Annotated in this window: 10 protein-coding genes; 6 read left to right on the top strand and 4 right to left on the bottom strand. The window is 72.8% G+C overall.

The features are described from left to right. Position 1: 1 nt before the first annotated feature. Positions 2 to 643 (bottom strand): ClpP family protease, encoded by a 642-nt coding sequence (locus H7827_RS10265; protein ID WP_386541227.1) that lies wholly within the window; start codon positions 641 to 643, stop codon positions 2 to 4. 346 nt (positions 644 to 989) lie between these two features. Between H7827_RS10265 and H7827_RS10260 the strand changes: the two genes are divergently transcribed. Then, entirely contained in the window at positions 990 to 1,367 is a 378-nt protein-coding gene (locus H7827_RS10260; RefSeq protein ID WP_432744318.1) for a DUF6228 family protein, read from the top strand. Positions 1,368 to 1,573: 206 nt separating this feature from the next. On the opposite strand, the gene msrA is transcribed toward H7827_RS10260, so the two are convergent. Both msrA and H7827_RS10250 read right to left on the bottom strand, forming a co-directional pair. Then, entirely contained in the window at positions 1,574 to 2,236 is a 663-nt protein-coding gene (msrA, locus tag H7827_RS10255; protein ID WP_200364912.1) for a peptide-methionine (S)-S-oxide reductase MsrA, read from the bottom strand. 14 nt (positions 2,237 to 2,250) lie between these two features. Next, positions 2,251 to 3,450, bottom strand: coding sequence for a hypothetical protein (locus tag H7827_RS10250; protein ID WP_432744316.1), 1,200 nt, complete (start codon positions 3,448 to 3,450; stop codon positions 2,251 to 2,253). 100 nt (positions 3,451 to 3,550) lie between these two features. Between H7827_RS10250 and H7827_RS10245 the strand changes: the two genes are divergently transcribed. Next, positions 3,551 to 4,705 carry a cystathionine gamma-synthase gene (locus H7827_RS10245; protein WP_386541235.1) on the top strand — a complete coding sequence of 385 codons (1,155 nt, stop codon included), beginning with the start codon at positions 3,551 to 3,553 and terminating at the stop codon, positions 4,703 to 4,705. Positions 4,706 to 4,734: 29 nt separating this feature from the next. On the opposite strand, the gene H7827_RS10240 is transcribed toward H7827_RS10245, so the two are convergent. After that, positions 4,735 to 5,202: a MarR family winged helix-turn-helix transcriptional regulator gene (locus H7827_RS10240; RefSeq protein ID WP_030728549.1), complete on the bottom strand. Its 468-nt coding sequence runs from the start codon at positions 5,200 to 5,202 to the stop codon at positions 4,735 to 4,737. A gap of 191 nt (positions 5,203 to 5,393) precedes the next feature. On the opposite strand from H7827_RS10240, the gene ilvA reads away from it, so the two are divergent. The 4 genes from ilvA to H7827_RS10220 all read left to right on the top strand — a co-directional run bounded on the left by ilvA (position 5,394) and on the right by H7827_RS10220 (position 12,256). Beyond that, positions 5,394 to 6,617, top strand: a complete 1,224-nt coding sequence (gene ilvA, locus H7827_RS10235) for a threonine ammonia-lyase (protein WP_386541236.1) — start codon at positions 5,394 to 5,396, stop codon at positions 6,615 to 6,617. A 198-nt stretch (positions 6,618 to 6,815) separates the two neighbouring features. Next, entirely contained in the window at positions 6,816 to 7,922 is a 1,107-nt protein-coding gene (locus H7827_RS10230) for an ATP-binding cassette domain-containing protein (RefSeq protein WP_432744313.1), read from the top strand. Then, positions 7,919 to 8,785 carry an ABC transporter permease gene (locus H7827_RS10225; RefSeq protein WP_386541239.1) on the top strand — a complete coding sequence of 289 codons (867 nt, stop codon included), beginning with the start codon at positions 7,919 to 7,921 and terminating at the stop codon, positions 8,783 to 8,785. The genes H7827_RS10230 and H7827_RS10225 overlap by 4 nt, the downstream gene beginning before the upstream one ends. A gap of 159 nt (positions 8,786 to 8,944) precedes the next feature. Then, positions 8,945 to 12,256 carry a tetratricopeptide repeat protein gene (locus H7827_RS10220; protein WP_432744311.1) on the top strand — a complete coding sequence of 1,104 codons (3,312 nt, stop codon included), beginning with the start codon at positions 8,945 to 8,947 and terminating at the stop codon, positions 12,254 to 12,256. The last annotated feature ends 14 nt before the right edge of the window (positions 12,257 to 12,270 follow it).

Below are 12,270 nucleotides of genomic sequence, written 5' to 3'. Positions count from 1 at the left end.
GTCAGAACCCCGCCCTTCGCGACGCGGCGGCCGGCCGTACCTCGGCGAGCGAGGACACCACCCGGTCCACCATCCCGTACTCCCTGGCCTGTTCGGCGGTGAACCAGCGATCGCGGTCCCCGTCCCGGTGGATCGTCTCCTCGCTCTGCCCGGTGTGCTCGGCGATGATCCGCTCCATCGTCCGCTTGGTGTGCTCCAGGTGCTCCGCCTGGATCGCGATGTCGGCGGTGGTCCCGCCGATCCCGGCGGACGGCTGGTGCATCATGATCCGCGCGTTCGGCAGCGCGAACCGCTTCCCGGCCGCCCCGACACTCAGCAGCACCTGCCCCATGCTGGCCGCGAACCCCACGGCGAGGGTGGCCACATCGTTCGGGATCAGCCGCATGGTGTCGTAGATCGCCAGCCCGGCGTGCACGGAACCACCGGGGGAGTTGATGTACAGCACGATGTCGTCCCGCGGATTCTCCGCCGACAGCACGAGCAGTTGCGCGCAAACCCGGTTCGCGGACCCCTCGTCGACCTCGGTGCCCAGCATGACGATCCGCTGCTCCAGCAGCTGCGCGGCCAGCCGGTCGTCGAATGCCGACGGTGCGCGTTCCCCCTCCCGGGCGCGCGGTGGGGCGAGTGCGGTGGTGGGAACCATCGGGCCTCCTGCGGTGGGGCGCGGCGCCGTTCGCCACGCTCGCCTCCCACCATCGGGCGCCGACCCCCGCACCGGGAGCCCAATCTGCCGGCGGCGAATTAGCCAACGGCAGATCGGCGTCCGGGGCGGCCGGTACGCGTCGGCCGGCTCAGCCGGCCTTCGCCACCCCGATCGGGCGATCGGGCAGCACAGGCCCGTGTCGACGAACCGGTGGGCTGAGGTGACCTGTGGCGAAAACAAGTTCGGCTGTCACGCTTGGTCTTCTAGCCTGTGCGGGGTGATCGACTATGACGATTCCGGCAGCCCTGTGGTCCGTGTCGGTGACCCCGGACCTCGGCCCGTACTCATGACGTTCTCGGAGCCGATATGGCCGTTCCCGAAGGAACCGGCGGTGGACTTCCTCGTCACAGCGTGCGGACCCGGGGTGAGCGTGGAGACGTCGGTGGGGACGTGGGGCGGCGATGGCCTCGACGACTTTTTCTCCTCGCTGGTCGAAGACTTCCGAGGGTGGGAGGGGGCGCGCACGTGGCGCTGCCTGGATCATGCCCTCAGCATCTCCGCCGAGCACCACTCGGGCGGCCGTGTCCACCTGACGTGGAGCATCTGCGACCGGCCCTGGGACGAGGGGTGGCAGTTCGAGGCCACCACCGTGCACGCCGCCGGCGAGGAGATGCGGACCCTCGCCGCCGAGATCCACACCTTCCTCACAAGCGTCGCCCCATAACCGGGCATACCCACCGACCCGCCGTACCTGCCGGCTCGCCAGGAGCACACTCGGACAGCCACTGACCGGCCGCCGGGAGCGGACGCCCGTGGCGCCCGTCGTCGCCCCGACGTGGTCCGGACAGAACAGTCCCCCGGAGGCTCCGTGCCTGCCGGGGGATGTCGTGGCCGCCCGTCCGCCGGGGCGGCCGGTACGCGTCGGACGGCTCAGCCGGCCTTCGCCACCCCGATCGGGCAGGACAGGCCCGTGCCGCCCAGGCCGCAGTAGCCGGCCGGGTTCTTGTCCAGGTACTGCTGGTGGTACTCCTCCGCCACGTAGAACGGGCGGTCGGCCGCCGGGAGGATCTCGGTGGTGATCGCGCCGTAGCCCGAGGACTCCAGGACCTGCTGGTAGGCGGCCCGCGACTCCTCGGCCGTGTCCCGCTGCGCCTGCGAGTGGGTGTGGATCGCCGAGCGGTACTGGGTGCCCACGTCATTGCCCTGGCGGAAGCCCTGGGTCGGGTCGTGCGACTCCCAGAAGACCTTCAGCAGCTCCGCGTACGAGACCCGCGACGGGTCGAAGACGACCCGCACCGTCTCGGTGTGCCCGGTCAGCCCGCTGCACACCTCCTCGTACGTCGGGTTCGGCGTGATCCCGCCCTGGTAGCCGACCAGCGTCGTCCAGACCCCCTCGGTCTGCCAGAAGCGCCGCTCGGCGCCCCAGAAGCAGCCCAGCGCGAAGTCCGCCACCTCCAGGTGCTCCGGGTACGGCGGGGCCAGCGGGGTGTCCAGGACGGTGTGCTGTCCCGGGTTGGGCCAGATCGGCTCGGAACGGCCCCGGAGCGCGTCCTCGGGGCCCGGAAGACGGGTCTTGAAACTGTTCAGCGTCATCTTTCTCTTCTCTCCTACTGACGGGTGATCGCCAGCGCGCGGTACGCCGCGTACTCCTGTGCCGGGTGCTGCCCGTCCACCCAGGGGATCGCCCCCACATAACCGTCGACGGCCCGCACCTGTTCCGCCGCCTCCGCGTACCTCTCGGCCCGCACCAGGAAACACAGCAGCAGATGCCGCACGTGCGCCTCCACCGGGTGCCCCGGGCGCACGTTGTTCACCGCGAACTGCGCGGCCTCGATCGCGTCCTTGATCACCGCACCCTGGTACATGCCGGCCGACAGCTGCACCTCGGGCAGGTGTTCGTACACCGCGAACAGCGGCAGCGCCGGCAGCAGACTGCCCGCCGGGGCCGCGCCCGCCGCCGACCGGGCGAAGCCCTCGGCGTCCTGACGCGAGCCGTGCCACTTCTCCGCCCAGTACGGCAGGGCGGCCAGGTGTGCGCCCATGTGCTGCGGGTCACGCTGGGTGACGTTCGCCCACAGGGATTCGAAGTCCGCGCGCCGGTAGCTCAGCCCCCGGGCGATGAACAGCTCCGTGATGTACGGGATCGGGTCCCCGGGCGCCAGCCGCGCCGCCTCGCCCGCGACCGTCCGGGCCTCCTCCAGCACGATCCGGTGATCGGCGGAGCCGGTGTCGGACATCGCCTGCCACACCAGGAACTGCGCGTACACCTGTGCGCCGCCCACGTCGGCGGGCTCCTCCTGCCGCCAGCGGCGCAGCCAGCCGGCGTCGTGCCGGGGCGCCTCCTTCGACAGCGAGAGGCGGCCGTCGCCGGGCGCCGGGGCGTCCTCCATGGGCTGCCCGGAGGCCCGCCAGTGCGCCAGTTCCATGGCCGCCGCGCCCGCCAGGGACTGCACGCGCTGCCAGCGCTGCTCGCTGTCGTCCGTGAGGGCGAGCAGTTGCCCCGCCGGACGCCAGTTCTGGGTGCGGCGTACTTCCTCCAGCGTCGTCACCAGTTCCGGGTCGGGCCCCGGCAGCCGCAGATCGAGCTGATCGACGGGGACCAGGCCCGTGTCGTGGTACGGCTCCTCGCCCGCTCCGCCCTCCCGCCACCGGCCGCCGGGACCGGGTCCGGGCCCCGGACCTGCGCCGCCGGACGTCTGCTGGGCGGCGCGTTCCAGCTCCTGGCGCTCCTTGCGGCGGCGCAGGGCGGGCATCACGACCACGCCGAAGATGGCGGTGACGGCGATGAGGAAAAGAAGGGCTTCCATGGCGGCGCGGCTCCCCCGGAAAGGATTTCTACGGTGCGGACAGCCTATGACTCCCGCTGTCGCGGGCTCTCTCCACCGTACGGCCCATTACGGTGTACGCATGAATGAGCACGTCAGCACGCGGCATTTCGAGACGCTGGCCATCCACGCGGGGCAGGAGCCGGACGCCGCCACCGGCGCGGTGGTGCCCCCCATCCATCAGGTGTCCACGTTCAAGCAGGACGGGGTGGGCGGCCTGCGGGGCGGCTACGAGTACAGCCGCTCGGCGAACCCGACCCGTACCGCTCTTGAGGAGAACCTCGCGGCGCTGGAGGGCGGCCGGCGCGGCCTCGCCTTCGCCTCCGGGCTGGCCGCCGAGGACTGCCTGCTGCGGACGCTGCTCAAGCCGGGCGACCACCTGGTCATCCCGGACGACGCGTACGGCGGCACCTTCCGGCTGATCGCCAAGGTCGTCGAGAAGTGGGGCGTGGAGTGGTCGGTGGCCAACACCTCCGACCCCGCCTCCGTACGGGAGGCGCTGCGCCCGCAGACCAAGGTGATCTGGGTGGAGACCCCCTCCAACCCGTTGCTGGGCATCACCGACATCGCCCTGATCGCGGACATCGCGCGCGGCGCGGGCGCGCGCCTGGTGGTGGACAACACCTTCGCCAGCCCCTACCTCCAGCAGCCGCTGGCGCTGGGCGCCGACGTGGTCGTGCACTCCACCACCAAGTACATGGGCGGCCACTCGGACGTCGTCGGCGGCGCGCTGGTGACGGCCGACGAGGAGCTGGGCAACGAGCTGGCGTTCCATCAGAACGCGATGGGCGCGATCGCCGGGCCGTTCGACTCCTGGCTGGTGCTGCGCGGCATCAAGACGCTGGCGGTGCGGATGGACCGGCACAGCGCGAACGCCCAGCGGATCGTGGAAGCGCTGGCCGCGCACCCGAAGGTCACCCAGGTGTACTACCCGGGTCTGGCCTCGCACCCGGGGCACGAGACGGCGGCCAAGCAGATGCGGGACTTCGGCGGGATGGTGTCCTTCCGGGTCGCGGGCGGCGAGGAGGAGGCGGTGGCCGTGTGCGACCGCACCAAGGTGTTCACCCTCGGTGAGTCGCTGGGCGGCGTGGAGTCGCTGATCGAGCACCCGGGGCGGATGACGCACGCGTCCGTGGCCGGCTCCGCGCTGGAGGTGCCCGCCGATCTGGTGCGTCTCTCGGTGGGGATCGAGGCGGTCGACGACCTGCTGGAGGATCTGCGCCAGGCGCTCGGGTAGGAACGGCCGCAGGTGGCGGGCCCGCCGGTTCAGGCGGGGCCGCCACCGCTCTGCCACTGCCCCATCGCGCGGTTGAAGCGGTGCAGCAGGGTGTGGAACTGCTCGCGTTCCCCCTCGGTCCACTCCTGCGTCAGCAGCGCCATCAGTTCGCGCCGTGAGGAACGGACCTCCTCCAGGCGGCTGCTGCCGCGCGGGGTGAGCTGGAGCACCACGGCGCGCCCGTCGTCGGGGTCGGCGGTGCGGCGCACCAGGGCGGCGTCCACCAGCGGCGCGGCCTGCCGGGTGACGGTGGAGGAGTCGATGCCCATGCCGTGGGCGAGGGCCTTCACTCCGGTGGGCCCTTCCTGATCGAGCCTGCTGAGCAGCAGATAGGCGGCCCGGTCCATGGAGTTGCGGGCGGGGCCGAGGGCGCCGAGGCGGGTCTGTTCGGCGCGGCGGGCGAAGACGGCCACCTCGTGCTGGAGCCCGTCGTACAGGTCGGTGGATTCAGGCGTCATGTCTCGTGTGAGGTCGGTGCCGGGAGCGGCGAACGGCGTACGGGATGCGTCCCTGGGGGCGTACGGGGGATGGCTCGCGCCACAGCGTACGCGGCCGGGCGCCGGTGCGGAGCCCGGTGGCCGAGACCCGTCGCCGAACGGGGTACGACACCGGCCGTGCCGGGCCGCCAAACGCCTGCCAGACTGGCTCTATGGCCACAAATCCCCCCGCAGGCGCGCCGAATCTGGATGACATACGCGCCGCACAGAAGGTGTTGTCCGGTGTCTCGCGGGTGACCGCCATGGAGGGGAGCCGGTATCTGACCCAGCTGGTCGGCGCCCCCGTTCACTTCAAGTGCGAGAACCTCCAGCGCACCGGCTCGTTCAAGGTGCGCGGTGCCTATGTGCGCATCGCGGCGCTCTCCGAAGAGGAGCGGGCGCGCGGGGTGGTGGCGGCGAGCGCGGGCAACCACGCGCAGGGGGTGGCGCTGGCGGCGGCGCTGCTGGGGGTGCGGTCCACGGTGTTCATGCCGGCGGGCGCGCCGTTGCCCAAGGTGGCGGCGACCCGGGAGTACGGGGCGCGGGTGCGGACCGCGGGGCAGGTGGTGGACGAGACGCTGGCGGCGGCGCGGGAGTACGCGGACGCCACGGGCGCGGTGTTCATCCACCCCTTCGACCATCCGGCGGTGGTGGCCGGGCAGGGCACCATCGGGCTGGAGATCCTGGAGCAGTGCCCCGATGTGCGCACGGTGGTGGTGGGCATCGGGGGCGGCGGGCTGGCGGCGGGGGTGGCGCTGGCGGTGAAGTCGGTGCGGCCCGAGGTGAAGGTGGTGGGGGTGCAGGCGGCGGGGGCCGCGGCCTATCCGCCCTCGCTGGCGGCCGGGCGTCCGGTGGCGCTGGAGTCGGTGTCGACGATGGCGGACGGGATGAAGGTGGGGCGCCCCGGGGACGTGCCGTTCCGGATCATCGCGGAGCTGGTGGACGAGGTGCGCACGGTGTCGGAGGACGCGCTCTCCAGTGCGCTGCTGCTGTGCCTGGAGCGGGCGAAGCTGGTGGTGGAGCCGGCCGGGGCGAGCCCGGTGGCGGCGCTGCTGTCGGACCCGGAGGCGTTCGAGGGGCCGGTGGTGGCGGTGCTGTCGGGCGGGAACGTCGATCCGCTGGTGCTGCAGCGGACGCTGCAGCACGGGATGGCGGCGGCGGGACGCTATCTGTCGCTGCGGGTGCGGCTGCCGGACCGGCCGGGCGTGCTGGCGGCGCTGCTGGGGGAGTTGTCGTCGGCGGACGCCAATGTGCTGGCGGTCAATCACGTCAGGACCGATCCGCGGCTCGGGGTGAGCGAGGCCGAGGTGGAGCTGCACCTGGAGACGCAGGGGCCCCGGCACTGCGCGGCGGTGGCGGCGGGGCTGCGGGAGGCCGGGTACCGGATTCTCGACTGAGGGGCCGACCGTGCCCACCGTCGCGATCTGTCGCGAGTTTTCGCCGCGATGGTGTTTCCCCAGGTGAGAGCGGATTGATCGGAAGTTTTCCACAGGCTGTCGCGCACCTCTTGCGATATATCGCGACAGCCGTAAAACTGGCGGAGTCGCTCCACCGGGGCGACGCTGAACGTCGGCCACCGATCACGGGGAGACCACATGCCGGGCGCGATCTATGCCGAGGGGCTGGTGAAGACCTTCGGCGACGTCAGAGCACTGGACGGCGTCGACTTCGACGTGCCCGAAGGCACCGTTCTGGGGCTGCTGGGGCCCAACGGCGCGGGCAAGACCACCGCCGTACGGGTGCTCACCACGCTGCTGCGGGCGGACAGCGGACGGGCCGAGGTGGCCGGGCTCGATGTCGCGACACAGCCCAATGAGGTACGCCGCGCGATCGGGCTCTCGGGACAGTTCGCCGCCGTGGACGACTATCTGACCGGCCGGGAGAACCTCCAGATGGTCGGGCAGCTGTACCAGCTGTCCGCGCGCGACGCGAAGGCCAGGGCCGGGCAGCTGCTGGAGCGGTTCAACCTGGCCGACGCGGGCGAGCGCACCGCCCGTACGTACTCCGGCGGCATGCGGCGCCGGCTCGACCTGGCCGCCTCCCTGGTGGTCAGCCCGCCGGTGATGTTCATGGACGAGCCCACCACCGGTCTCGACCCGCACAACCGGCAGGCGCTGTGGGAGCTCATCAAGGAGCTGGTGGCGGGCGGCACCACGCTGCTGCTGACCACCCAGTACCTGGAGGAGGCGGACCACCTCGCCGACACCATCGCCGTGGTCGACCACGGTCAGGTCATCGCGCGCGGCACCTCCGACGAGCTGAAGACCCGCAGCGGCGGCGACGTCATCGAGCTGGTGGTGCACGACCGCGCACGCATCCCGGAGGCCCAGGACATCCTGCGCCGGCTCGGCGAGGGCGAGCCGGGACTGGTGGCGCACACCCGCCGGCTGACCGTCCCCGCCAGCGGCGGCGCCAAGCTGCTGGCCGAGGTCATCCGCGAACTCGACGGGCGGGACATCGAGATCGACGACATCGGGCTGCGCCGCCCCACACTCGACGACGTCTTCATCTCCCTCACGGGGCACAGCGCCGAGTTCGAGCTGAACGGGAACGAGGGCGGCCGGGCCAAGGGCACGGCCCCCACGGGCGGCGGCACCGATCCGGGTGGGGGCAGCGACCCGGGACGGGCGGGGGAGCGGGACCGCGCCCCCGGCGACCGGGGCCGCGGCACGGACGACCACCGGGAAGAGGGTGCCGCATGACCACCGACACACTGCGCACCCCGCCGCCCTCCGCCCCGCCCGGAGGCCGCATCACCCTGCGGCAGAACCTGCGCGACTCCCTGGTCGTCGCCAAACGCAACCTGCTGCGCATGCTGCGCATCCCGGAGACCGTCGTCTTCGGGCTCATCCAGCCCATCATGTTCGTCGTGCTGTTCGCCTACGTGTTCGGCGGATCCATCAGCATCCCCGGCGCCGGGCTCAGCGCCTCCGCCTACCGCGAGTTCCTCATGGGCGGCATCTTCGCCCAGACCGTCACCTTCGCCACCGCCGGCGCCGCCGCCGGCATCGCCGAGGACATGCAGAAGGGCATCATCGACCGCTTCCGCTCCCTGCCCATGGCCCGCGGCGCCGTCCTCACCGGACGCACCTTCGCCGACCTGGCCCAGACCGCCGTCATCCTGGTCGTGCTCGCCATCGTCGCGTTCCTGGTCGGCTGGCGCATCCACGACGGGCCGCTGAGCGCCCTGGGTGCCTTCGGACTGCTGCTCCTGCTCGGCTACGCCTTCACCTGGATCGGCGCCCTCATCGGGCTCTCCGTACGCACCCCGGAGGCGGCCACCTCCGGCGGACTGGTGTGGCTGTTCCCGCTCACCTTCATCTCCGTCGCCTTCGTCCCCTCCGAGAACATGCCCGGCTGGCTCCAGCCCGTCGCCGAGTGGAACCCCTTCAGCGCCACCGTGCTGGCCGTGCGCGATCTGTTCGGCAACCTGCCGCCCGGCTACCAGGCCCCCGACGTGTGGCCGATGCAGCATCCGGCCCTCGCGTCGATCCTCTGGTCCGTCCTCATCATCGTGATCTTTCGCACGCTTGCGGTGCGCAAGTACCAGCGCGCCACGGGCTGACACCACCCCCCGGAGGGAACACCCGCCCAAGCCCCCTTGGCGCACTGCGTATTCAATTCATCACGCCGAACGGCACGGTTCGGTCAAGAACAGCGTGAGGCGGCGGGCGCGGGGAAGGCGTCCGGGTGTCTGGAGGCAGACACCACGGGAGGGGGACACATGGCGGCACAGCTGGCACTGACCCAGGCGCACCGGGCGGAGATCGACCGGCTCCTGGTGCGGGCCGCGGACGAAGAGGTGCGGCGCTCCGACGGCCGCGTCGACGGGAGGCAACTGCTCCAACGCGCCCGCAGCACCATCGACGAGATCCACCGGCCGGCCCTGGAGGAGTACGCCGTCTACCGGCGCGCCGAGGACGAGTTCTCCCCGGGCCGGCTGTCCGACCGCTTCCGCCCCCAGGCCCTGGGCGGCGCCATCGCCGCGACCGTCGCCGCCTCCGTCGCCGTCCTCATCCTCGTCGGGGGCAGCGACCTGGCCACCTCCGTCGCCTTCTTCGACGCCGTCGTCACCATCGCCGCCGGGCTCCTCGGCTACGCCCTGTACGCCGTCTTCGCCCACCAGTGGGCCATCCAGCGGCACGCGGGCGACCGGCACCAGCCCGGCGGCGTCGAGGCGCTGCGCCTGGAGTGGCTCACCGCCGTCGAGGTACGCGGCATCCGCCCCTACCTCGACCAGCAGCGCGCCCTGACCCCGCACCGCGAGAGCGCCGTCCCCGAACAGCGCGACCCGCGCCGTGCCCCCCAGCAGCAGCGCCGCCCCGACCGCAGCGCCGCCGCCCGCACCCGCTCCGTCCTCACCAAATCCTTCGGCCGGCTGCCCGAACCGGGACACCCCTTCATCGGGCGCCGCCGCCACCTCACCCAGATCACCCAGTGGGTCAACCGCGACCGGGCCCGCACCGACACCCGGCCCACCGTCGTCGTCCTGCACGGACCCTCCGGCTCCGGGCGCACCATGCTCGCCCGCTGGGCCGCCCACGAACTGCGCGAACTCTTCCGCGGCGCCTGCCTGGTCGACCTGCGCGGCCAGAGCGTCGACCCGCTGCCCACCCGCGACGCCATCCTGCACCTCATGAACCGCCTCGGCGCCCCCCGCGACCAGCTGCTCTTCCGCGAGGGCGCCGGCCGCGAGGCCGACGCCGGACAGCTGCGCCGCCTCGCCGAGCGCTACCACCAGCACCTCGCCGGGCTCCCCGTCGTGATCATCCTCGACGACGCCACCGACGCCGAACAGGTGCGCACCCTCATCCCCGAACGCTCCGACTCCCTCGTCCTGGTCACCGCCGCCGAGCCCCTCGACCTCGACCCGGAGCTGCCCGCCTCAGTGCACCAGCTCCCGCTGGAGTCCCTGGACCCCACCAGCGCCGAGGAACTCCTGCGCGCCAATGTCGGCCTGGGGTCCCCCCTGCTCGAAGACCAGGCGGACGGCCCGGCCCCCGGCGCCGGACCCGCGAACGCCGCCGAGTGGCTGCGGCTGGCCGACCTGTGCGACGGCCGCCCCCTGCTGCTCCAACTGGTCGCCTCCGCCCTCACCCACCGCACCCCAGCCCAGCTCATCGAGGCCCTGGAGGCCGCCACCCCGGAAGGGCCGGGCGAGGACCCCGCCGAGCGCGTCCTGCGCACCCGCTACACCGACCTCAGCGAGCCGGCCCGCCGCCTGCTGCGCCGCCTCGCGCTGGCCGGCCGCGCCAGCCTCGGCGCCCGCGCCGCCGCCGCCCTGCTCGACGTCGGTCAGTCCGAGGGCGCCCAGCGCCTGGAGGAACTCAACCAGGCCGGGTTCATCCACAACGTGCGCGGCAGCCGCTACCGCCTCCACGACCTGGTGCGCCGCTTCGCCCGTGTCCGCCTCTTCGACGAGGAGAGCCACGAGGAGCGTTCGGCCGCCCAGGAACGGCTCATCCGCAGCTACGCCGAACTCGCCGACACCGTGATCCGGCTGGTCGACGGAAAGACCTCCACCCGCGCCGACCTGCTGCCCGCCGCCGCCGGCGGCCACGGCTTCAGCTCCCTGGACTCCGCCCTGCGCTGGCTGGACGACGAGACCAGCTTCATCACCGCCACCCTGCGCTACGCCGACGAACGCGTGGACCGGCAGGCCGTCCAGCACCTGCTCGGCGCGCTGTGCGACTACTGCCTGTTGCGCGGCGACCTCTACCGGCTCGGCGAGCTGAACGAACTCACCCAGGCCGTCAACCAGGGCCTGCTCACCCGCTCCGTGCAGTGGCGCACCGGCGTCGCCGCCCGGCAGCTCGGCGAGCTCGACAAGGCCCGCTCCACCCTGTCCTCGGTGGTCACCCTCTACCAGGAGGCCCAGAACAACGCGGGCACCGCCCGCGCGCTGCGCGACCTGGGCATCACCCTCCAGCACCAGGGCCAGCTTCCCGAGGCGCAGAGCAAGCTGCGCGAGGCACTCGACCTCCAGCAGGCGCGCGAACTGGCCGGTGACCGGGGCTGGACCCTCCACGCGCTGGCCGCCGTCGAACGCGAACGCGGCCGGCTCGGCTCCGCCCGCGGCATGCTGGCCGAGGCCCTGCGCCTGCACCAGGGCAGCGGCTCGGTGCACGGCGAGGCGTGGACCAGGTTCCAGCTCGGCCAGACCCTGCTGTGGGCCGGCCGCGTCCCCGACGCGGAGCAGGAACTGCGGACCGCGCTCGACCTGTACGAACGCTCCCAGGATGTGCGCGGCGTCGCCTTCGCCACCACCGAGCTCGGGCTGGCCCGGCTCCACGACGGCGACACGACCTCCGCCCAGGAGCAGCTGCGGGCCGCGCTCGCCCAGCACCGCGAGACCGAGGACGCCCGCGGCGAGGCCTGGAGCCTGTACTACCTGGGGCAGGCGCAGGAGGAGGGTGGTGACCCGGAGAGCGCGCTGCGCTCGCTGGAACAGGCGCGCACCATGTTCAGCCGGATGCGGGACATCTACGGGCTGGCCTGGGCCCGGCACCACTCGGCCCGGGTGACCCGCGACATCAGGGCCCAGAGCACCGGCTCGCTGCGCAACTCGGGCTTCGCCCGCCAGCTGCTCACCGACGCCCGGCGCGACTTCCAGCGGGCCGGGGTGGTGCACGGCGAGGCGTGGTCGGCGCTGGAACTGGCCGTGATCGACGCGGGCAACGAGCGGGCCGGGCAGGCACTGGAGCTGGCCGACGAGGCGCTGCGGCTGTTCACCGAGGGCTACGGCGACGGCGAGCCGGACCGGCGCGGCGCGGACTGGGCGCAGTTCCTGCGCTGCACGCTGCTGCCGCTCGCCTCACCGGGCGGCTCCGAGATCGGCGAGGCGGTGGCGCAGCAGGAGCTGAGTGAGCTGCTGGAGGCGGAGCATCCGCTGCGCGATCCGCGGCTGACGGACGCGGCCTCCTCGTACGTCCTGATGCTGGAACGCGGTCACGGCCCCGAGTCGGGCTGGACCGCGTGGCGGATGGGCATGGTGCCGCGCCGCGGCGCCCGGGACGTCCTGGGCGTGCCGGCCTGACCGTAGGGCCCACC

The sequence above is a fragment of the Streptomyces sp. JH002 genome (assembly GCF_050916115.1).
Classification (GTDB): Bacteria; Actinomycetota; Actinomycetes; order Streptomycetales; family Streptomycetaceae; genus Streptomyces; species Streptomyces xiamenensis.
This window is presented reverse-complemented; position numbering and strand designations above follow the sequence as displayed.